The following is a 19,933-nucleotide window of genomic DNA, read 5'->3' on the forward strand; positions in this document are numbered from 1 at the left end:
AACCCGGCCATTCGCCCGCTCCCGCTTCCAAACCCCGCAAACCTCAGGCTTTATGATGTCATCGCCGCCCCGGTTGCTCGAGTTTGTAAACGGGGAGACACATTCGCCATGAAGGAGATGGGCATGACGACCGAACCAATGCGCGCCCGCGCCGTTTTCTCGACCGCAGATTTCGAATTGCTCAAGGAAGCGATTGGCGAATTGATCACCAAGGTCTCGGTCGACGACGTCAAGCTGAGCCGCCTCAGCGCGCTGTATCACCGACTCGGCCGGCTCGGCTGACCGCCACCGTTCGACGGGCAGTTCGCTGAGAAGCGCGCGCGTCGGATCGATCGATTTCCTGGGGAGGAAAAGGGCCCATTGGTGCACAGGCATCGATGGGCTTTTCCGCGTCTGGCCGACGCCGCCGTCCTCGCCTAGGAGGCGGTATGGCCGATGGAATTCTCAACAAGATCAAGGACGATATCGTCCTTTACCGGGCGCTTGCCGCCAATCTCGGCATTGCCGTCGCAAAGTTCGTCGCCGCGGGGCTGACCGGGTCGTCGTCGATGCTGACCGAGGGTGTCCATTCGCTGGTCGACAGCGGCAATCAGATCCTGCTGCTGTACGGCCAATCGCGGGCGAAGCAGCCGGCGGATGCGGCCCACCCGTTCGGCTATGGCCGCGAGCTCTATTTCTGGGCGTTCGTCGTCGCGATCCTCATCTTCGCGGTGGGCGCGGGCGTGTCGATCTATGAAGGGTATCGGCACATGCTGCGGCCTGAGCCGCTGTCCGACCCTCTCATCGCCTATATCGTTCTGGGCGTCGCTGTCCTGCTCGAGGGTACGAGCTGGACGATCGCAGTTCGCGAATTCGCCAAGTCCAAGGGGGATTCGGGCTGGTGGACCGCGATCCACCGCTCGAAGGACCCGGCAGGCTTCATCGTCCTGTTCGAGGATTCGGCGGCGCTGGCGGGGCTGCTGATCGCCGGGCTCGGCATCTGGGCCAGCCACGCCTTTGCCGACCCCCGGATCGACGGCGTTGCGTCGATCCTGATCGGCCTGATCCTCGCGCTCGTCGCGGTGATCCTCGCCCGCGAGTCGAAGGGGCTGCTGATCGGCGAGCGCGCAGACTCTGCCGTGATCGCGACGATTCGCGGCATCGTCGCGGCGCACCCTGGAATCGCCGCGGTGAACCATGTCCGGACGATCCACACCGCGCCCGACAGCATCTTCGCCGCGATCAGCGCGGACTTCGTCGACACACTGACGATGGGCGAAGGCGAGACGATGATCGAGGCGATGGAAGGCGAGCTCCGCGCTGCGGTGCCCATGCTCGCCTCGATCTATATCCGTCCCGAAAAGCGCGAGAACGCCGTCGTGGTTCACGAGGGCGTCCCGGAGGATCAATAGGCGCGGGCGATCAGGATCCGCTCGACCGCAGGCTGACCGGTGAAGATGCAAGCGCCATCGTCGCATCCGGTCTGGCCGATCGGCGCGTTGCGGATCGTCAACTTGAGCGCCTTCAACCGCTCGACGACCGAGTCGAGCGCCGCGCCCGTCGGCTTCGCCCAGCGCACATCGACCCAGCCCGGGTTCTTCACGCCATCGGCAAAATGCGTCTCGAGAGCCGCAAAGTCGTCGATCGGCACGATGTTGGCGCGCAGCCGCTCCATCGACTCGACGTGCAACGCCCCCTGCACGTCCGCCAGCATGCCCGACACCGCTTCGACAAAGGCATCGCGCGGGGTCGCGACGCTGTCGAGCTTGCCGTCCTCGCGGTAGAGCCGGTCGCGGCGGATGACCGAGACGTTGCCGCCCGCCATGTCGCGGCCGCCGACCTCGATCACGATCGGTGCGCCCTTCTTGACCCAGCCCCAGCGCTTGGTCGCCGCCTTGGCGGGTTTCAGATCGAGCAGCGCACGGACCGGCTCGCCGAGCGCAGACTGCTTGGCGAGTTCGGCCTGAAGCGACTTGCAATAGTCGACGATCGCCGCGTCGTCGGGGTTGTCGCGCAGCATCGGCACGATCACCACCTGCCACGGCGCGATCATCGGCGGCACGCGCAGGCCGTCGTCGTCGCCGTGAACCATGATGACGCCGCCGATCATCCGCGTCGACACGCCCCAGCTGGTGGTGTTGGCCAGCTCGAACTCGCCGGCTGCGTTCTGGAAGCGGATGTTCTGCGCCGAGGCGAAATTGGTGCCGAGGAAATGCGACGTGCCCGCCTGGAGCGCCTTCCCGTCCTGCATCATCGCCTCGATCGAATAGGTCGCGACCGCGCCCGGGAAGCGCTCATTCTCGGGCTTCTCGCCCGCGATCACGTGGAGACCGAGGCATTCCTCGGCGAAGTCGCGATAGACTTCGAGCATCTTGAGCGTCTCGTCGCGCGCTTCGTCGACGGTCGCGTGCGCGGTATGCCCCTCCTGCCAGAGGAACTCGCTGGTGCGCAGGAACATGCGCGTACGCATTTCCCAGCGGACGACATTGGCCCACTGGTTGATCAGCACGGGCAGGTCGCGCCACGACTGGACCCAGCGCGCGAATGCGGCGCCGATGACCATCTCCGACGTGGGGCGCACGACGAGCGGCTCCTCGAGCTTGGCGTCCGGATCGGGCACGAGCCGGCCATAGCCGTCGGCCTTCAGCCGGTGATGCGTGACGACCGCCATTTCCTTGGCGAACCCGTCGACATGCTCGGCCTCCTTCTCGAAATAGGAGAGCGGGATGAAGAGCGGGAAATAGCAATTCTCATGCCCCGTCGCCTTGATCCGGTCGTCGAGCAGCCGCTGGATCCGCTCCCAGATGCCATAGCCCCAGGGGCGGATGACCATGCAGCCGCGGACGCCGGATTCCTCGGCGAGGTCGGCCTCGGTGATGACGGCCTGGTACCAGGCGGAGAAATCCGCCTCGCGGGTGACGGGGAGTGCGCGCTTTATCATGGCGTCGCGCTTATCGCGAACATGGCGCTTCGTCACCCCATCCCACCGCCCCTACCCCCGTCATCCTGACGAAAGTCAGAACCCGGAGCCAAGGCGCGCGCGCGTGGTACCCTGGATCCTGACTTTCGTAAGGATGACGGATGTTTCGGGTGGGATCGCGGGCCCGGTTTGCGTAGGTGCAGGCAATGCCTTCAGACCGCATCCTTCCCGCCATCGGTATGCGGTTGCTGTCGGTCGTGATCTTCGCGCTGATGAACACCGCGATCAAACTGGCCGAACGCCACGGCGCGAGCGTGTCGGAGATCCTGTTCTTCCGCCAGTTCGGCGCATGCCTGCTGGTGTCGGCCGTCATTGCTGCTGGACCCGGCCTACCCTCGATAGCAACCAAGCGCCTCCCCGCGCACATCATCCGCGCGGTCGTCGGGCTGTCGGCGATGGCGTTCACCTTCAATGGGATCGTCGCGCTGCCGCTGGCGGAAGCGACGACGATCGGCTTCACCGTGCCGATCTTCGCGACGATCCTCGGGGCGCTGGTGCTGCGCGAGCCGACCGGCTGGCATCGCTGGGCGGCGGTGGCGGCGGGGTTTGCCGGCGTGCTGATCGTCGCGCAGCCCGGCAGCGGCGATCATTTTCCGTTATGGGGCGCGGGCTGTGCGCTGGCGGGCGCGTTCGGGACGGCGAGCGTGTCGATCCTGCTGCGACAGATCGGCAAGACCGAGAGCGCGCTGACGACGGTGTTCTGGTTCTCCGCGCTGTCGCTGGTGCCGCTATCGGTCATCTACGCGCGGGCGGCGGAGTCGCATGATCTCGTGACCTGGGCCTGCCTTGCGAGCGTCGGGATCTTCGGGGGCCTCGCGCAGATCGCGATGACGACCTCGTTGCGGCTCGGGCCGGTGTCGGTGGTGGTGCCGATGGATTATTCGAGCCTGTTATGGGCGACATTGCTCGGCTGGCTGGTGTTCGACACGCTGCCCGCCGAGGCGACCTGGTTCGGCGCCCCCGTCATCGTCGCGAGCGGCCTCTACATCGTCTGGCGCGAACATGTCCGCCGGCAGGACGAAACCGACCGCGCGATCGCCTGACGGACCTCATCTCCGTCATCCTAACGAAAGTCAGGACCCGGACTCACAAACGGTAGCGCTCGGTTACCCTGGGTCCTGACTTTCGTCAGGATGACGGGAGCGGATGGGATGACGGAGCGCATGGACCGCGCTCCGTCTCCGCCATGTTTCGGGAAGCCGAGGTGTCGCTGGCTAGGGGCCTACTCCGCCGCCTGCGCGAGCGGCGCGGGATCCTTCCAGACCAGCACGGGCTTGCGTGCCGCAAGCGTCTCGTCGAGGCGCGCGCGGGGGGCGAAGTGCGGGGCGGTCTTGAGGCTTGGATCACCTGCCTTGGCGCGTTCGGCGACCGAGCGCAGCGCGGCGATGAAGTGGTCGAGCGCCGCCTTCGATTCGGTCTCGGTCGGCTCGACCAGCATCGCGCCGTGAACGACGAGCGGGAAGTACATCGTCATCGGGTGGAAGCCCTCGTCGATCAGCCCCTTGGCGACGTCGATCGTCGAGAAGCCCTCGGCGAGCCCCGAATCGGAGAACAGCGCCTCGTGCATGCACGGACCCGACGGGCCGAACGGCGCGTCGAGCGTGTCGTCGAGGCTGCGCAGGATGTAGTTCGCGTTAAGCACCGCATCCTCCGACACCTGGCGCAGGCCGTCCGCGCCGTGGCTGAGGATGTAGATCAGCGCGCGCGTGAACATGCCCATCTGGCCGTGGAACGCGACCATCCGGCCGAAGCTGCCGGCATGATGCTCGCCCGCGGTTTCTTCCTCGACGAGGACGAATTGCCCATCCTGCTTTTCGACGAACGGCAGCGGGGCGTAGGGCGTGAGCGCCGCCGAGAACACCACCGGACCCGAACCCGGGCCGCCGCCGCCATGCGGGGTCGAGAAGGTCTTGTGCAGGTTGATGTGCATCGCGTCGATGCCGAGATCGCCCGGGCGGACGCGGCCGACGATCGCGTTGAAGTTCGCGCCGTCACAATAGACGAAGCCGCCGGCCGCATGCACCGCGTCCGAAATCTCGCGCATGTCGCGCTCGAACAGCCCGCAGGTGTTGGGGTTGGTGATCATCACGCCCGCGACGTCGGGGCCAAGGCGTGCCTTCAGCGCTTCAGTGTCGACGCGGCCCTCTGCGGTGGCGGGGATGTCCTCGACGCCATAGCCCGCGAATGCCGCTGTGGCAGGATTGGTGCCGTGCGCGCTCTCGGGGACGAGGATGACCTTGCGGTGCCCCTCACCCTTGGCTTCGAGCGCGGCGCGGATCGCGAGGATCCCGCACAGCTCGCCATGTGCGCCCGCCTTCGGGCTCATCGCGACGCTGGTCATGCCGGTGAGCGTGACGAGCCAGTGCGCGAGCTGGTGGATGACCTCGAGCGCGCCCTGCACCGTGTCGACCGGCTGGAGCGGGTGGACGTCGGAAAACCCGGGCAACCGCGCCATCTTCTCGTTGAGGCGCGGATTGTGCTTCATCGTGCAACTGCCGAGCGGAAAAAAGCCGAGATCGATGCCGTAATTCTGGCGCGACAGGCGCGTGTAATGGCGGACGGTCTCGGGTTCCGAAAGACCGGGGAGGCCGATCGGGGCCTTGCGTGCCAGCGGGCCGAGCTTGCTGGTCGTCGCACGTGCGGGCGCGGTCGCGAAGTCGACGCCGGTAGTGTGGCTGTCGCCGATCTCGAAGATCAGCGCTTCCTCGAGCATCAGCGCCTTGTTGCCGGTGACGCTGGCGGGGACGTTGCCCTTGCCCTGCTCGGGCGCGGTCGGGCGCCAGCCGCTCTGGTTGATGCTCATGCCAGTATCTCCTGGAGTGCGGACGCAAGCGTTTCGACGTCCTCCGCGGTGGTCGTTTCGGTCACGGCGACGACGAGGCCGTTCGCGAGGTCGTCCTTGCCGGGATAAAGACGCCCGAGCGAGACGCCCGCGAGAATCCCGCGATCGGCGAGCGTGCGGACGACGGGGCGCGCCTCGACGGGCAGCCTCAGCGTGAATTCGTTGAAGAAGCTGTCGTTGATCAGTTCGACGCCGGGGATCTGCGAGAGGCGCTCGGCCGCGGCCACGGCGCCGGCATGGTTCACCTCGGCGAGCTGGCGAAGGCCCGCCTCGCCGAGCAGCGTCATGTGGATCGAGAAGGCCAGCGCGCAGAGCCCCGAGTTGGTGCAGATGTTCGACGTCGCCTTTTCGCGGCGGATATGCTGCTCGCGCGTCGACAGCGTCAGCACGAACCCGCGACGGCCATCGGCGTCGACGGTTTCACCACAAAGCCGGCCGGGCATCTGCCGGACATATTTGTCCTTGCACCCGAACAGGCCGACATAGGGTCCGCCGAACTGAAGGCCGACGCCGAGCGACTGCCCCTCGCCGACGACGATATCCGCGTCCATCTCGCCGGGCGAGGTGATCGCGCCGAGCGCGACGGGCTCCGTGACGACCGCGATCAACAACGCCTTCTTGGCATGGCAAGCATCCGCGAGCGGACGCAGATCGGCGATGCGGCCGAGGATGTCGGGATACTGGACGACCACGCACGACGTGTCGTCGTCGATCTTCGCGATCAGCCGGTCGAGGTCCATCTCGGGCACCAGCCGCGGGTCGGTCGTATCGAGCACGTCGCCGGTGAACCTGGCCATCGTGTTCGACACCGACACGTAATGCGGGTGAAGACCCGCCGACAGGATCGCCTTGCCGCGCTTGGTGATACGCCGCGCCATCACGATTGCTTCCCAGCACGCGGTCGAGCCGTCGTACATCGACGCATTGGCGACATCGGTGCCGAGCAGACGCGCGACCTGCGTCTGGAACTCGAACAGCATCTGCAGCGTGCCCTGCGCAATCTCGGGCTGATAGGGCGTGTAGGCAGTCAGGAACTCGCCGCGCTGGATCAGGTGATCGACGCTGGCAGGAACGTGATGCTTGTACGCGCCGCAGCCGAGGAAGAACGGCGCTTCGCCCGCGGTGAGGTTCTTCTTGGCGAGCGCCGACATATGGCGTTCGACCGCCATTTCGGAAGCATGCATCGGCAGGTCGCGGACGGGGCCGTCGAGGCGCGCGGCCTCGGGCACGTCGACGAACAGGTCGTCGATCGTCGCGGCACCGATGACGGCGAGCATCGCCTCGCGGTCGGGCTGGGTCAGGGGAAGGTAGCGCATGGAACTCTCCTTGCCCCTCCCCTTCAGGGGAGGGGTTGGGGGTGGGGCGTTTCCACAGGCGGCGCGTTTGGCGCACTGCCCCACCCCAACCCCTCCCCTGAAGGGGAGGGGCTTTGACGAATTAAAGCCCTTCGACGAACGCCGCGTAGGCAGCTTCGTCCATCAGGCTGTCGAGCTCGCTCGGATCGCTGAGCGTCAGCTTGAAGAACCAGCCGGCAGCTTCGGCGTCCGAATTCACCAGGCTCGAATCGTCGGCGAGCGCGGCGTTGCCCTCGATGACGGTGCCCGACACCGGCGAATAGACGTCCGACGCGGCCTTGACCGATTCGACGACCGCGGCATCGGCGCCCTTGGTCAGCTGCTTGCCGGCCTCGGGAACCTCGACGAACACGACGTCGCCAAGCTGGCTCTGCGCGTACTCGCTGATGCCGACCGTGCCGACGTCACCGTCGACATCGACCCACTCATGATCCTGCGTAAAATAACGGCTCATATCACTTGGCTCCTGCGCGGACGTAGCGGTGGGGAATGAAGGGCATTGCGGTGACGGTCGCGCTGTGGACCTTGCCGCGCTGTGCGATCTCGATGCGGGTGCCCGGCGTCGCCAGCGCGAGCGGCACATAGGCCATCGCGATCGGCTTCCCGAGCGTCGGCGCGAAGCCCCCGCTGGTGAGGCGGCCGATCGTCGCGCCGGTGTCGTCGATCACCTCGGACCCCTCGCGTGCGGGCTGGCGGCCCTCGACGATCAGGCCAACTCGCTTGGTGGCCGGGCCATTCTCGCGCTGGGAGAGGATACGCTGGGCGCCGGGGAAGTCGGCGGCCTCACGGCGGCGCTTCGACAACGCGAAACCGAGGTCCGCCATGACCGGCGTGGTCTCGGGATCGAGATCGTGGCCGTAGAGTGGCAAACCGGCTTCAAGACGCAGCGAATCGCGCGCGCCAAGGCCGATCGGCTTGATCTCGGGCAGTGCGAGCAGCGCGTCGGCGAACGCGACGGCATGCTCGGCGGGGATCGAGATCTCGACGCCGTCCTCACCGGTATAGCCCGATCGGCTGATCCAGAGCGGCACGTCGTTCCAGTGGAACGCGCCCGCGGTCATGAACACGAGGCCGTCGATGCCGGGGACGATCTGAGCAACCGCAGCGACCGCCTTGGGGCCCTGCACCGCGAGCAGCGCCTGATCCTCGAGGATGTTGATCGTGACGTCGTCGGGCAGATGCTCGATCAGATAGCTGACATCATCATACTTGGTCGCGCCGTTGACGACGACATAGAAGCTGCCGCTCGCGGTCGGCGACGGGTGGAGCGGGTCGTACGCCTCGGGCTCGACGTCCTGCGCCGAGAAGGGCGAGGGCTGATCGTCGGGCAGGCGCGTCGCCATCAGGTCGTCGAGGATGCCGCCATCCTGCGCGAGCAGCAGCGAATAGCGCATCTTGCCCTCGCCGAGCCCGGCGATGTCGCCCGGCAGCACGGTTTCGAGCGCGCTCGCGACGCCTTCGCCCGAGAAGACGAGCTGGCCCATGTGGCTGACGTCGAACAGGCCGGCCGACTCGCGCGTCCAGGCGTGTTCGGCCATGATGCCGTCATACTGAATCGGCATCTGATAGCCGGCGAACTCGACCATCCGTGCGCCGTTCGCGCGGTGCCACGCGTCGAGCGGCAATGGCAGCACCTCGGGCTCGACGTAATCGTCGGCCTCGTCGATGATGCTCGCATAGTCTCGAATGTCGGCGTCGCTCATGTCGGTCTCCGTCGAAGGGGCGCGCGGCACCCTGTGGTGCTGCGATCCGACCCCCTCTGTCACGGAACCTGAGAGCTTTCACCGCCTGATTGGCGGCTTACCCCTTCGGTGGCCCTCGGCGCGGACGCCAGGACGCTTTCCAGAGTGTCGATCAGCCCCGCGCGGTCTCTGGTGCCTGAGAGATTCCGGGGTGGTTGCTCCTTCGGCGGCCCCCTGCCCCTTTCAGGGCCGATCCTCAAAGGACCAGGAAACGCTCTCCCGCGCGGTGCCATGCCGGTTGCCCGGCATCGACGCGTCAAGCTGTGCCGCGCCGCACAATCTTAGTCAATCGGGCTTGGTCGATCGGGCCCCTGCGCGAGTGAAATTCGTGCCTGACGTCAAATTGCGAGTCGAACGACGCCCGTACCCGTCGTCATCCCCGCGGAGGCGGGGACCCATATCCTATACCGTCAACGCTCCATCATCGGCGGTCGCCAATATGGATCCCCGCCTGCGCGGGGATGACATGGAAGGTTGTCACCCCATCACCGGATGCCCGCCCCGGTTTAAGAAGGCGACTCAGCGGGTCGCGTTGTATTTCAGCTGCTCGGCGGTCAGCTGGAACCCGACCAGCGTCTCGAAACTGGCGCGCAGCACCGCCTGCCGCACCTCGGGCGTGCTCAGCGGATCGACCGCCGCATCCTCGTCGCCCGCCTTGCGCTTGCGCGTCAGCTTCTCGCGCACGTCCGCCGACAGCGTTGCCGCCGCGCGCGTGATCGTCGCGGTGCCCTGGGCATTCGCCTCCGCCCGCAGCTGGCCTGCATCGAAGTGCAGCGTCACACGGCCGACGCGCTTGGCGACGACCGCGCTGCCGCCGCGTACCACGGTCACGAAATAGGGCAGCACGACGTCGCGCGCCGCGTCGGCGCGCGCACGCCGCGCCTGAACGGTGAACGTCACGTTCGTCAGGATCGGGTCGTTCGCGTCGACGCAGGTCGAACGGACATTGGTCATCAGCGCGGTGACGTCGATCGCCGACTGGTCGCGGCTGGTGACGGGGTCGAACACGGTGATGTCGCCGGTCGCGGCCGGCACCGCCACGGTCGGGCACGCGGTGCGGATCGCGGAGATGCCGCCGGTCGCGTCGATCTCTCCCTTGGAAGCGCAACCGCTTAGGGCGAGCGCGAGGATCGAAACGGCAAGGATGGGGGCTTTCACGGGGACGCGTACCTTCTCGAACGAGCGAAAGGGCCTGCGCAACCGCACCGGCCCCTGTCACCGGGCACCATAGGAACCGGCTTTCGTCCAGGCAAGCAATCGCGTAGAGCCCGACGACTATGAGCATCCCCCCAGAGCCCATCGCAAACCCCGCAACCTCGCTCGCAGAGCCGGCCGTGCGCGGCGACAAACCCGCGCTCGAACTGCTGATCGCGGCGCCGCGCGGCTTCTGCGCCGGCGTCGACCGCGCGATCCGCATCGTCGAGCTGGCGATCGAGAAGCACGGCGCGCCGGTCTATGTCCGCCACGAGATCGTCCACAACAAGTTCGTCGTCGACACGCTGAAGGCGCAGGGCGCGGTGTTCGTCGAGGATCTGAGCGAGGTGCCCGACGATGCGCCGGTGGTGTTCTCCGCGCACGGCGTTCCCAAATCGGTGCCGCTCGACGCGCAGGCGCGCGGGCTCGAATATCTCGATGCGACCTGCCCGCTGGTCTCTAAGGTCCATCGCCAGGCCGAGCGGCTCGTTGCGCAGGGGCGACATATCGTGTTCATCGGCCATGCCGGCCATCCCGAGGTGATCGGCACCTTCGGCCAGGTGCCCGAGGGCGCGATGTCGCTGATCGAAACGGTCGAGGATGCGGAAGTCTTCGCGCCGATCGACCCCGCCAATCTCGCCTTCCTGACGCAGACCACGCTGTCGGTCGACGACACCGCGGCGGTCGTCTCGACGCTGCAGCGACGCTTCCCCGAGATGCTGCCGCCGCGTGGCGAGGACATCTGTTACGCGACCTCGAACCGCCAGGCCGCGGTCAAGGCGATCGCGCATGGGTGTGACGCGATGCTGGTGATCGGCGCGCCCAATTCGTCCAATTCGGTGCGGCTGGTCGAGGTCGCGCAGCGCGAGGGCACGCCCGCGATGCTGATCCAGCGCGCCAGCGAACTCGACTGGGATTTCCTCGCCGGAGTCGGCACGCTCGGCATCACCGCAGGTGCGTCCGCGCCCGAGCTGCTCGTCCGCGAACTCGTCACGCGGCTTGCCGAGCGGTTCGAGGTGTCCGAGCGCGAGGTCGAGACGACGCGCGAGACGATCGCCTTCAAGCTGCCCCGCGGGCTCGAAGCCGCCGCCTAGCATGGCGGTCTATACGCAGGTCTCGGCCGAGGCGCTTGGAACGTTCCTCGCGCGGTACGACCAGGGCGCGCTGGTCTCTGCCAAGGGGATCGCCGAGGGCGTGCAGAACAGCAACTACCTCGTCGAGACCACCGCGGACCGGTTCATCCTGACGCTGTACGAGGAATGGACGTCGACCGACGATCTGCCCTTCTTCCTCGCGATGCTCGATCATCTGGCCGCGGCGGGCAATCCCGTGCCGCGCGCGCTCCCCGATCGCGACGGTCTCGCGATCCAGCAGCTCGCCGGGCGCTCGGCCTGTCTGATCGAGTTCCTGACCGGCGTGTCGGTGTCGCACCCCACCCCCGCACAGGCACGGGCGGCCGGCGCAGCGATGGGCCAGCTCCATGCCGGGCTGGCGGACTTTGCACCGACCCGCGCCAACCCGCTGGGTGCCGACACCTGGCGCCCGCTGCTCGAGCGGTGCGGCGCGGGGATCGATACGATCGCACCGGGGCTGTTCGCGCGGATCGAGGCAGCGCTGGCGCGGGTGCTGGCCCAGTGGCCGCGCGACCTGCCGGTGGCGGCGATCCATACGGACCTGTTCCCCGACAATGTCCTGATGCTCGGCGACCGCGTGACCGGGGTGATCGACTTCTATTTCGCCTGTACTGACATCCGCGCCTATGACCTGGCAGTGATGCACAGCGCCTGGGCGTTCGACGCGACCGGCGAGCGTTACGATCCCGCAATCGGCGCGGCGCTGATCGCGGGCTATGAAAGCCGGTTCGCGCTGTCCGAGGCGGAGCGCGCCGCGCTGCCGATCCTCGCGCAGGGCGCCTGCCTGCGCTTCCTGCTGACGCGCGCCTGGGACTGGGTCAACACGCCGGCCGATGCGCTGGTGACGCGCAAGGATCCGCTCGCCTATTGGCGGCGGCTCGAAGCCTATCTCAAGGACGACCTGTTCGCATGACCGACGACGCTGCCGCGACAATGATGACCAAGGTCGAGATCTATACCGATGGCGCCTGCAAGGGGAATCCGGGACCGGGCGGATGGGGCGCGGTGATCCGGATGGGCGCGCACGAGAAGGAATTGTCGGGCGGCGAGCCGCAGACGACCAACAACCGGATGGAGATGACCGCGGCGATCGAGGCGCTCAACATCCTCACCCGGCCCTGCGCGGTAACGCTGTACACCGACAGCAAATATGTGATGGATGGCCTGACCAAATGGGTGAAGGGCTGGCAGCGCAACGGCTGGAGGACCGCGGACAAGAAGCCGGTGAAGAATGCCGAGCTGTGGCACGCGCTGCTCGCCGCGGTCGCGCGGCACAAGATCGAGTGGCAATGGGTCAAGGGCCATGCCGGCCACCCCGAGAACGAACGCGCCGATACGCTGGCGAGCAACGCCGCGATTGCGGCGATGACGCCCGGCCGCCGCTAGGCTGACACGAAACGGCGGGGCGAATAGCGGTGCGGATCGATCCCCGCCACCGCAGGATCAGGCGACGTCCCGAGCAACAGCGCGGCGGCAAGACGCGCCGCCGCCGGTGCGGTCTGGATGCCGAAACCGCCCTGCCCCGCGCACCAGAAGAAGCCGGGTTCGCTCGGGTCGAAGCCATAGACCGGCAGCCGGTCGGGCGCGAAGGTTCGCAGGCCCGCCCAGCGGCGTTCGACCTGCGTGACCTGCCAGTCGACCGCCTGTTCGAGCCGGTCGATCGCGATCGCGACGTCGATCTCCTCGGGCGCGGCATCACAGGGGTCGGTCGGCGTCTCATCATGCGGACTGAGCCACAGCCGCCCGCCGGGCTCGGGCTTGAAATAGAAGCCGCCTGAAATGTCGGCGACATGCGGCATGCCCCCCGCGGCTGGAGGATCGGTCCGCAACTGGACCATCGTCCGCCGGTAGGGCTGAAGTCCGATTGGTGCCACGCCCGCGCGCTGCGCGACGGTATCGGCCCAGGCCCCCGCCGCATTGACGAGTACGGCGGCCTGAAACGTCCCCGCCGCAGTCTCGATGCTCCAGTGCCCCGAGTCGCGGCGCGCCGCCTTCAGCGCGGCCCCGGTGACGAGATCGGCGCCGTCCCGCCGCGCGGTCGCCAGGTCGCGCGCGTGCAGTCCGGCGACGTCGATATAGGCGCAACTCGGCTCGTGCACGCCCAGCGTCCAGTCGGGGCGCAGCCCGGGGAGGAACGCCGCCGGATCGACCCGGTCGAGCTGCACGTCGCTGTCGGAGAACTCGGCAAGAAACCGGTCGATCGCGGGCGCGTCCTGCGCACGGCCGATATGCAGCGATCCCAGCGGCTGGAGATGCCCCCCGGCCCTGAGCACCGGCCCCGAGGCGGTCGTCAGCGGCTGGATGTCGGGGCCACCATAGGTTTCCGACCAGAAGGCCGCGGACCGGCCCGTCGCGTGGTAGCCGGGCATGTCCTCCGCCTCGAGCAGCAGCACGCGCGCATGCGGCGCGAGCATCGCGGCGAGGCTGACCCCGGCCATACCCGCACCGACGATCGCGACGTCGTAGACGCTCATCGGCGCGGCACCGTGTCGTCGAGGAACGCGTCGAGTGCGGCCAGCGCACGGTCACGTACGGCATCCGATTCGCGCAGGATCTCATGCGCCGATTCAGGACCGAACCGCACCAGCCGCGCGTCGCGCAGCCGCTCGACGATCCGGACCGCGGCATGCGGATCGACCAGCTTGTCGGCATCCGCGAGCAGCATCAGCACCGGCGTCGCGATCGTCTCGACGCGCGGATCGCAGGCGAGCGCGGCGGACCCGGCAAACGCTTCGGACAACCAGGTCCAGCTCGGCGGACCGAGCTGCAGGTCGGGCTGCGCCTCGTGCCACCAGCGTTCGTCGTGATAGCGGTCGGCGTCGTGGGTGAGCAGACGTTGGCGCGAGGCTACGGGGCCGGGCCGCTCGTTCTGGCGCCAAGCCGCGCGGATCGGCGCACGCCGCGCCATGTAGCGCGCGATCCGGCCGCTCAGCCGAGCGCCGAGTGGAGAGCGCAGTCCCAGCATCGGTGCGACGAGGATCGCCGCCGCGGGGTCGATCGTCCCCGCCGTCAGCGCGCGCATCACCATCAGCCCACCCATCGAATGGCCAAGGATCGCTGTCGGAATGCCGCTATCCCCTTCGCCGCGCCACTGCTGCCAGAAGCCGGCGAGATCGGCATCGTAGGTCGCGAAGTCGTCGACATGGCCCACATAGGGGTCGGGGGACAGCCGCCCCGACCCGCCCTGCCCGCGCCAGTCGAGCGAGGTCACCGACCAGCCGACGCTGCGCAGATGCGCGATCGTCTCGAGATATTTCTCGAAACTGTCACCGCGGCCGGCCTGGAAGAGAAAACGTCCGCGCGGATTCGGTGCCGGCCAGTCGAACCGCCTCAGGCTCCAGCCGTCGGCAGCGACCCAGCGACTGACGCGGGCATCGTCGGGAATCGCGCGCCGACTCGCGGCTGGCACGATCGGTGCAACGGTGGTGCGGGCATGCGGACGGGCCGGACCGGAGGCGGGCCCGGAGGTCGGATCAGAATCAAACATCGGCGACACAGTTACTTTTTCGAAAGCCATACCCGCTAAATGTAGTGCATGGGGTCGACGTTTACTCTTCCAATTCTACTTTTTCTGCTCGCCGGGCTGCTCGTCCTCGCCGCGATCGAGGACGCACGGACGCGGGAGATCGCCAATACGAAGACCGCCGCGATCGTGCTGCTCGCGCCCTTATGGTGGTGGGCCAACGGCCTGTCGCCCTGGCCCGACATGGCGATCCAGATCGGCATCGCGGCTGCGGTCTTCGCGCTGTTCTGCATCGCGTTTCATTTCGGGCTGATGGGCGGCGGCGACGTCAAGCTGATCGTCGCGCTGTCGCTGTGGCTGCCGTTCGGCGCGTTCATGGCGATGCTGATGGTGATGTCGATCGCGGGCGGTGTGCTGACCGCGGGGATGCTGATCGCAAGGAAGCTGGCCATGCGCCGCGCCGATTCGGGCGTCGAAAACGCCGCGATCGAGGTGCCCTACGGCATCGCGATCGCCTTTGCAGGGCTCGTCGCGGTCCACGAACCACTCCTTAACTCCCTGCGGTAGATACTTAATGTTCGATCAATCACACGGCGCCCGAAAGGCACGATGAGTCATGGATAGTCGCAAGCTCATATTGCTGGTCGGTGCGTTGATCGTGGCGGCGGTCACGGCCTTCTTCGCCCGCACGCTGATCGCAGGCAGCGCAGCCCCGCAGGCGACCGCGGTGGCGATGCAGCCCGTGGTGATCGACGGCCCGGAAGTGCTGGTCGCGACTCGCGCGCTGCCGGTCGGCACGATCCTCGACGCGACCGCATTGAAGTTCCAGCCCTGGCCCAAGGAACTGGTCGACAACGCTTATTACCTGAAGGACAAGACCGACCTGAAGGCGCTGCAGGGCACCGTGGTGCGCAACATGATCACTGCGGGCCAGCCGGTGACGCAGGGCGCACTGGTCAAGCCCGGCGACCGCGGCTTCCTCGCGGCCGCGCTCGGGCCCGGCATGCGCGCGGTGACCGTCCCCGTCTCGGAACAGGCATCGGTCGCAGGCTTCGTGTTCCCGGGCGATCGGATCGACCTGGTGCTGACCCAGGCGGTGGCGGGCGGCGGCGACGGCGATCCGCTGAAGGTGTCGGAGACGATCATGCGCAACGTGCGCGTGCTCGCGACCGACCAGCGGACCGACAACAAGGTCGGCGACGACGGCAAGACCGTCGTCAGCACCTTCTCGACGGTCACGGTCGAGACGACGCCCAAGATGGCCGAGGAGATCGCGGTCGCGCAGACGGTGGGCACGCTGTCGCTGTCGCTGCGTTCGATCGCGGACAATGCGGGCGAGCTCGAGGACGCGATCGCGTCGGGCAGCGTGAGCGTGTCCGCGGGGTCGGATCCCAGGGCGGAGCGCGCGATGCTGCTGCGTCTCGCGAGCCAGCCGTCGTCGGGTGCGAGCAGCTACGTCACCGGCGCGGACGTGTCGCGCTACCAGCGCAGCACCGTGCCGGGCAAGGCGGTCGCGTCGAGCGGTCCGGGCGGCTCGGCACAGATGATGATGCCGGCTGGCGTACCCGGCGGCGCGGCGGCGGGAGCCCCTTCGGGCGCGATCGCGTCGGGCCCGGTCGTCCGGGTCGCCCGCGGCAACAGCATGACCATCGTTCCGGTGGGGGGGAAGTAAGATGCGTACGAGCATGACAGGGATGCGGGCGTCGCTCGGCTGGTCGTTCGCCGCGGTGCTCGCCGCGGCAGGCACCGCGCCCTCCGCGCCGGCCATCGCGCAGGCGCAGGTCTCGGCCGCTCCCGCCGGGTTGGTTCAGGTCAATACCGGGCGTGGCCGGCTGGTGACGCTGTCGCGGCCGATGAGCGACCTGTTCGTCGCCGACGACACGATCGCCGACGTCCAGGTCCGCTCGCCGACCCAGCTCTACATCTTCGGCAAGAAGACCGGCGAGACGACGATCTCGGCGACGGCCAAGGGCGGCGCGATCGTCTACAGCTCGACCGTCCGAGTCGGCAACAATCTCGATTCGATCCAGCAGATGCTCGGGCTGGCGATGCCCGAGGCGCAGGTTGTCGCGACGCCGATGAACGGGCTGGTCCTGCTCACCGGCACGGTCGCCGCGCCCGAGGACGCAGCGGAGGCCGAACGGCTGGTCCAGGCCTTCGTCGGCGATGCGACCAAGGTCCTGTCGCGTCTCAAGACCGCGACGCCGCTGCAGGTCAATCTGCAGGTTCGCGTCGCCGAGGTTTCGCGCAGCTTCGTCAAGACGATCGGCGTCAACCTGACCAGCCGCGGATCGGGCAATTTCCTCTTCAACATCGCGCAGGGGCGGCAAGGCACGATCACCACGGTCCCCGGCGTCGTCGGGGTTCCCGGCGCGGCAGTCGACGTGAACGGTGCAGTGCCCGGCAACACGCTGTTCGGCTTCCCCGCCAAATCCACCACCGGCTCCACGATCGGGATGGCCGGGCGCCTGCTGGGGCTCGACCTGCTCGCGGCGATCGACCTTGGCGAACAGACCGGACAGGTCTCCACGCTCGCCAACCCGAACCTCACCGCGCTGTCGGGCGAGACCGGGACGTTCCTCGCGGGCGGCGAAGTGCCGATCCCGATCGCGCAGGCGCTGGGCACGGTGTCGGTCGAGTATAAGCAATATGGCGTCAGCCTCGCCTACACCCCGACCGTGCTGTCCGACGGTCGCATCTCGCTTCGCGTCCGCCCCGAAGTGTCGCAGCTCGATTACTCCAACGCGGTCACGCTGAACGGCACGCGGGTGCCGGGGCTGACGACGCGGCGGACCGAGACGACGGTCGAACTCGGCTCGGGCCAGAGCATGATGATCAGCGGGCTGCTGTCGAACAACCACAACAACACCTATGACAAGACGCCGGGGCTCGCGAGCCTGCCGATCATCGGCGCGCTGTTCCGGTCGAACAGCTTCCAGCGCAACGAGACCGAACTGGTGGTGATCATCACCCCCTATCTGGTCAAGCCGGTCAACAACCCGGCCGACATCGCGCTGCCCACCGACGGCTACAAGGCACCGACCGATGCCGGCCGGGTCCTGCTCGGCGATCTCGGCGGCGGAACGACGGGCGGGCGCCGGCCAGTGCCGAGCGTCGCGCCGATGGGCTATGCCAACCCCGCGATCGGCGCTGCCGCCCCGGTCGGCCCCGTCCCGACCCGCGACCCACAGCAGCCGGCCATCAAGACGGGCACCAAGCCGAACACGAAGACGAGCAAGGGCGCCACGCCGACGCCCGGCTTCTCCAACTGATACCGCGCCGCGCCATGTTTCAAGGACTTCGCACGATGACGAAACACCCGATCCTGCTGCTATCGCTTGGATCCGCGCTGCTGCTCGGCGGCTGTATGGGAACCGAGAATCGCGGTCTCGAATCGGTCCACCAGCCGGTCGTAAGCCGCGCCAATTATGCGCTCGACCTCGGCACCGCCGGCGGCACACTGGCGCAGGGCGAGGCGCGGCGGCTGGCGGGCTGGATGACGACGATGCGGGTCGGCTATGGCGACCGCGTCGCGATCGACGATCCTGCGGGCGAAGCACCGATGGCGCGCGCCGAGATCGCCGACGTCGTCGCGGGCTATGGCCTGTTGCTGTCCCCCGACACCCCGGTTACGCAGGCGACGGTCAGCCCCGGCGCGATCCGGATCGTCGTCACGCGGATGCGCGCCGATGTCCCCGGCTGCCCCGACTGGTCGCGCGACGCGAGCATCGACATCGCCAGCCATACGTCGTCCAACTATGGGTGCGCGATGAACCGCAACCTCGCGGCGATGGTCGCGCGGCCCGAGGATCTCGTCCGCGGCTCCGGCGACGCCGAGACCTATGACCCGGCCTCCTCGTTCAAGGCGATCGATGTGTATCGCCGCGCGATGCCGACCGGCGCAAACAACGCGCTGCGGTCCGAAACCGCAGGGGGCAAGTGATGAACGCACCTTGGAAGCCCGCAGGCATCGCGCACCGCGAACCCTTTGCCGCCTATGTCTGCGATGAACCGACCGCCGAGGCGCTGCGCCCGATCGCGGCCGAGCTCGGCTGGTCGGTCGACAAGGTCAGCAAGGGCGGTCTGCGCAACGCGATCCAGTCGCTGTCGGTGTCCGCCAGCCCGCAGATCCTGTTCGTCGACCTCGCCGAATCGGGCGATCCGCTCAACGACATCAACGCGCTGGCTGAAGTGTGCGAGCCCGGCACGGTGGTGATCGCGGCGGGCCAGGTGAACGATGTCCGGCTTTACCGCGATCTCGTCGCCAGCGGGATCCAGGATTATCTGCTCAAGCCGCTGCATCCCGATATGCTGCGCGAGGCGTTCGGCCATGCGCAGGCGATGCTCAGCGCGCCCAAGCATGTCGAACACGCCCCGGCGCGTCCGCAATGCTCGATCGCGATCATCGGCACGCGCGGCGGCGTCGGCGCATCGACGATCGCGACGTCGGTCGCCTGGCTGATCGCGGAGAAGGAACAGCGCGCGACCGCGCTGCTCGATCTCGACGTGCATTTCGGCACCGGCGCGCTGTCGCTCGATCTCGAGCCGGGCCGCGGACTGACCGATGCGATCGAGAATCCGAGCCGGATCGACGGGCTGTTCATCGAGCGCGCGATGGTCAAGGCGTCGGAAAAGCTGTCGGTGCTGAGCGCGGAGGCGCCGATCAACGCGCCGCTGATGACCGACGGCGCCGCCTTCTATCAGCTGCAGGAGGAGATGTGTGCGGCGTTCGACTGCACCATCGTCGACCTGCCGCGCGGCATGCTGGTCCAGCATCCGCATCTGATCAGCGAGGTCCACCTCGCGGTGCTCGTTACCGATCTGACGCTGGCGGCGGCGCGCGACACGATCCGCCTGCTGTCGTGGATGAAGTCCAACGCGCCGAAGACCCGGGTGCTCGTGCTCGCCAACCGGATGCATGCCGGCGGCCAGCTCGAGATCAGCCGCAAGGATTTCGAGGGCTCGATCGAGCGCCGGATCGATCATGTCGTGGTGTTCGACCAGAAGCTCGCGGCGCAGGCCGCCAAGCTCGGCAAGCCGATCGTCGAGGCCGGCAAGACGTCGAAGACGATCGCGCCGATCGTCGCGCTCGTCACCGAACTGATGGTCGCGGTCGATGCCACCGGTACGGAGGCTGCGAGCGCCAAGACGCCCCGCCGGTCGGGCGGCGTCTCGCTGCTCGGCAAGTTCAGCGACCTGAAGGGGCTGATGGCCAAGCGGGCGACCAAGTCGTGACGCCGCACGG

General features: G+C 67.8%; 19 protein-coding genes and 2 riboswitches. Of the genes, 11 read left to right on the forward strand and 8 right to left on the reverse strand.

What is annotated here, in order from left to right:
• The first annotated feature begins 123 nt into the window (after positions 1-123).
• Both GV027_RS21185 and GV027_RS05850 read left to right on the forward strand, forming a co-directional pair.
• Complete coding sequence (locus GV027_RS21185) at positions 124-282, forward strand: hypothetical protein (protein WP_166746134.1); 159 nt, start codon at positions 124-126, stop codon at positions 280-282.
• Positions 283-428: 146 nt separating this feature from the next.
• Positions 429-1,391 (forward strand): cation diffusion facilitator family transporter, encoded by a 963-nt coding sequence (locus tag GV027_RS05850; RefSeq protein ID WP_159511264.1) that lies wholly within the window; start codon positions 429-431, stop codon positions 1,389-1,391.
• Here GV027_RS05850 and GV027_RS05855 read toward each other — a convergent pair.
• Positions 1,385-2,920, reverse strand: a complete 1,536-nt coding sequence (locus tag GV027_RS05855; protein WP_056675348.1) for an aminoacyl--tRNA ligase-related protein — start codon at positions 2,918-2,920, stop codon at positions 1,385-1,387. The genes GV027_RS05850 and GV027_RS05855 overlap by 7 nt on opposite strands.
• A gap of 185 nt (positions 2,921-3,105) precedes the next feature.
• On the opposite strand from GV027_RS05855, the gene GV027_RS05860 reads away from it, so the two are divergent.
• The gene (locus GV027_RS05860; RefSeq protein WP_159511265.1) at positions 3,106-4,002 is read left to right on the forward strand and encodes a DMT family transporter; all 897 of its coding nucleotides are present in this window, start codon (positions 3,106-3,108) and stop codon (positions 4,000-4,002) included.
• 179 nt (positions 4,003-4,181) lie between these two features.
• Here GV027_RS05860 and gcvPB read toward each other — a convergent pair whose 3' ends face one another.
• From gcvPB to GV027_RS05885, 5 genes are all read right to left on the reverse strand, one after another.
• Complete coding sequence (gcvPB, locus tag GV027_RS05865) at positions 4,182-5,762, reverse strand: aminomethyl-transferring glycine dehydrogenase subunit GcvPB (RefSeq protein WP_159511266.1); 1,581 nt, start codon at positions 5,760-5,762, stop codon at positions 4,182-4,184.
• Positions 5,759-7,117 (reverse strand): aminomethyl-transferring glycine dehydrogenase subunit GcvPA, encoded by a 1,359-nt coding sequence (gcvPA, locus tag GV027_RS05870; RefSeq protein ID WP_159511267.1) that lies wholly within the window; start codon positions 7,115-7,117, stop codon positions 5,759-5,761. The genes gcvPB and gcvPA overlap by 4 nt, the downstream gene beginning before the upstream one ends.
• Before the next feature lie 121 nt (positions 7,118-7,238).
• Positions 7,239-7,610: a glycine cleavage system protein GcvH gene (gcvH, locus tag GV027_RS05875; protein WP_031395016.1), complete on the reverse strand. Its 372-nt coding sequence runs from the start codon at positions 7,608-7,610 to the stop codon at positions 7,239-7,241.
• A gap of 1 nt (position 7,611) precedes the next feature.
• Positions 7,612-8,859, reverse strand: coding sequence for a glycine cleavage system aminomethyltransferase GcvT (gcvT, locus tag GV027_RS05880; RefSeq protein ID WP_084215198.1), 1,248 nt, complete (start codon positions 8,857-8,859; stop codon positions 7,612-7,614).
• A 46-nt stretch (positions 8,860-8,905) separates the two neighbouring features.
• A riboswitch (glycine riboswitch) is annotated at positions 8,906-9,010 on the reverse strand.
• Position 9,011: 1 nt separating this feature from the next.
• A riboswitch (glycine riboswitch) is annotated at positions 9,012-9,130 on the reverse strand.
• A gap of 287 nt (positions 9,131-9,417) precedes the next feature.
• Positions 9,418-10,056 carry a hypothetical protein gene (locus GV027_RS05885; RefSeq protein WP_236559060.1) on the reverse strand — a complete coding sequence of 213 codons (639 nt, stop codon included), beginning with the start codon at positions 10,054-10,056 and terminating at the stop codon, positions 9,418-9,420.
• A 119-nt stretch (positions 10,057-10,175) separates the two neighbouring features.
• Between GV027_RS05885 and ispH the strand changes: the two genes are divergently transcribed.
• The 3 genes from ispH to rnhA are packed head-to-tail and all read left to right on the forward strand — an operon-like array spanning position 10,176 to position 12,611.
• Positions 10,176-11,186, forward strand: a complete 1,011-nt coding sequence (gene ispH, locus GV027_RS05890) for a 4-hydroxy-3-methylbut-2-enyl diphosphate reductase (RefSeq protein ID WP_056674472.1) — start codon at positions 10,176-10,178, stop codon at positions 11,184-11,186.
• A 1-nt stretch (position 11,187) separates the two neighbouring features.
• Positions 11,188-12,138, forward strand: a complete 951-nt coding sequence (gene thrB, locus GV027_RS05895) for a homoserine kinase (protein WP_159511268.1) — start codon at positions 11,188-11,190, stop codon at positions 12,136-12,138.
• Positions 12,135-12,611, forward strand: coding sequence for a ribonuclease HI (rnhA, locus tag GV027_RS05900; RefSeq protein WP_414711881.1), 477 nt, complete (start codon positions 12,135-12,137; stop codon positions 12,609-12,611). Before thrB ends, rnhA begins: the two co-directional genes overlap by 4 nt.
• Here the strand turns inward: rnhA and GV027_RS05905 are convergent.
• On the reverse strand, positions 12,608-13,699 hold the full coding sequence (locus tag GV027_RS05905; protein ID WP_159511269.1) for an NAD(P)/FAD-dependent oxidoreductase: 1,092 nt from the start codon (positions 13,697-13,699) through the stop codon (positions 12,608-12,610). The two genes, rnhA and GV027_RS05905, sit on opposite strands and share 4 nt — an antisense overlap.
• The gene (locus GV027_RS05910; protein WP_236559061.1) at positions 13,696-14,634 is read right to left on the reverse strand and encodes an alpha/beta fold hydrolase; all 939 of its coding nucleotides are present in this window, start codon (positions 14,632-14,634) and stop codon (positions 13,696-13,698) included. The genes GV027_RS05905 and GV027_RS05910 overlap by 4 nt, the downstream gene beginning before the upstream one ends.
• Positions 14,635-14,760: 126 nt before the next feature.
• Here GV027_RS05910 and GV027_RS05915 point away from each other — a divergent pair, with 126 nt between their 5' ends.
• Genes GV027_RS05915 through GV027_RS05935 form a run of 5 tightly spaced genes read left to right on the forward strand, consistent with a single transcriptional unit; the run spans position 14,761 to position 19,923 of the window.
• Positions 14,761-15,255, forward strand: a complete 495-nt coding sequence (locus tag GV027_RS05915; RefSeq protein WP_159511271.1) for an A24 family peptidase — start codon at positions 14,761-14,763, stop codon at positions 15,253-15,255.
• Between the two features lie 49 nt (positions 15,256-15,304).
• Complete coding sequence (cpaB, locus tag GV027_RS05920) at positions 15,305-16,360, forward strand: Flp pilus assembly protein CpaB (protein ID WP_159511272.1); 1,056 nt, start codon at positions 15,305-15,307, stop codon at positions 16,358-16,360.
• Position 16,361: 1 nt separating this feature from the next.
• Complete coding sequence (locus tag GV027_RS05925) at positions 16,362-17,960, forward strand: type II and III secretion system protein family protein (protein ID WP_236559062.1); 1,599 nt, start codon at positions 16,362-16,364, stop codon at positions 17,958-17,960.
• A gap of 35 nt (positions 17,961-17,995) precedes the next feature.
• The gene (locus GV027_RS05930; protein ID WP_236559063.1) at positions 17,996-18,631 is read left to right on the forward strand and encodes a CpaD family pilus assembly protein; all 636 of its coding nucleotides are present in this window, start codon (positions 17,996-17,998) and stop codon (positions 18,629-18,631) included.
• Positions 18,631-19,923, forward strand: a complete 1,293-nt coding sequence (locus GV027_RS05935; RefSeq protein WP_107045336.1) for an AAA family ATPase — start codon at positions 18,631-18,633, stop codon at positions 19,921-19,923. The genes GV027_RS05930 and GV027_RS05935 overlap by 1 nt, the downstream gene beginning before the upstream one ends.
• Positions 19,924-19,933: the final 10 nt, after the last annotated feature.

The sequence above is a fragment of the Sphingomonas sp. T1 genome (genome assembly GCF_902506585.1).
In the GTDB taxonomy this organism is placed as follows: domain Bacteria; phylum Pseudomonadota; class Alphaproteobacteria; order Sphingomonadales; family Sphingomonadaceae; genus Sphingomonas; species Sphingomonas aerolata.

Bases quoted from the DNA above. Each gene is read 5' to 3' on its own strand.
- GV027_RS21185 (WP_166746134.1), top strand. From the start codon at position 124: ATGACGACCGAACCAATGCGCGCCCGCGCCGTTTTCTCGACCGCAGAT.
- GV027_RS05850 (WP_159511264.1), top strand. From the start codon at position 429: ATGGCCGATGGAATTCTCAACAAGATCAAGGACGATATCGTCCTTTAC.
- GV027_RS05855 (WP_056675348.1), bottom strand. From the start codon at position 2,920: ATGATAAAGCGCGCACTCCCCGTCACCCGCGAGGCGGATTTCTCCGCC.
- GV027_RS05860 (WP_159511265.1), top strand. From the start codon at position 3,106: ATGCCTTCAGACCGCATCCTTCCCGCCATCGGTATGCGGTTGCTGTCG.
- gcvPB (WP_159511266.1), bottom strand. From the start codon at position 5,762: ATGAGCATCAACCAGAGCGGCTGGCGCCCGACCGCGCCCGAGCAGGGC.
- gcvPA (WP_159511267.1), bottom strand. From the start codon at position 7,117: ATGCGCTACCTTCCCCTGACCCAGCCCGACCGCGAGGCGATGCTCGCC.
- gcvH (WP_031395016.1), bottom strand. From the start codon at position 7,610: ATGAGCCGTTATTTTACGCAGGATCATGAGTGGGTCGATGTCGACGGT.
- gcvT (WP_084215198.1), bottom strand. From the start codon at position 8,859: ATGAGCGACGCCGACATTCGAGACTATGCGAGCATCATCGACGAGGCC.
- ispH (WP_056674472.1), top strand. From the start codon at position 10,176: ATGAGCATCCCCCCAGAGCCCATCGCAAACCCCGCAACCTCGCTCGCA.
- thrB (WP_159511268.1), top strand. From the start codon at position 11,188: ATGGCGGTCTATACGCAGGTCTCGGCCGAGGCGCTTGGAACGTTCCTC.
- rnhA (WP_414711881.1), top strand. From the start codon at position 12,135: ATGACCGACGACGCTGCCGCGACAATGATGACCAAGGTCGAGATCTAT.
- GV027_RS05905 (WP_159511269.1), bottom strand. From the start codon at position 13,699: ATGAGCGTCTACGACGTCGCGATCGTCGGTGCGGGTATGGCCGGGGTC.
- GV027_RS05915 (WP_159511271.1), top strand. From the start codon at position 14,761: ATGGGGTCGACGTTTACTCTTCCAATTCTACTTTTTCTGCTCGCCGGG.
- cpaB (WP_159511272.1), top strand. From the start codon at position 15,305: ATGGATAGTCGCAAGCTCATATTGCTGGTCGGTGCGTTGATCGTGGCG.
- GV027_RS05925 (WP_236559062.1), top strand. From the start codon at position 16,362: ATGCGTACGAGCATGACAGGGATGCGGGCGTCGCTCGGCTGGTCGTTC.
- GV027_RS05930 (WP_236559063.1), top strand. From the start codon at position 17,996: ATGACGAAACACCCGATCCTGCTGCTATCGCTTGGATCCGCGCTGCTG.
- GV027_RS05935 (WP_107045336.1), top strand. From the start codon at position 18,631: ATGAACGCACCTTGGAAGCCCGCAGGCATCGCGCACCGCGAACCCTTT.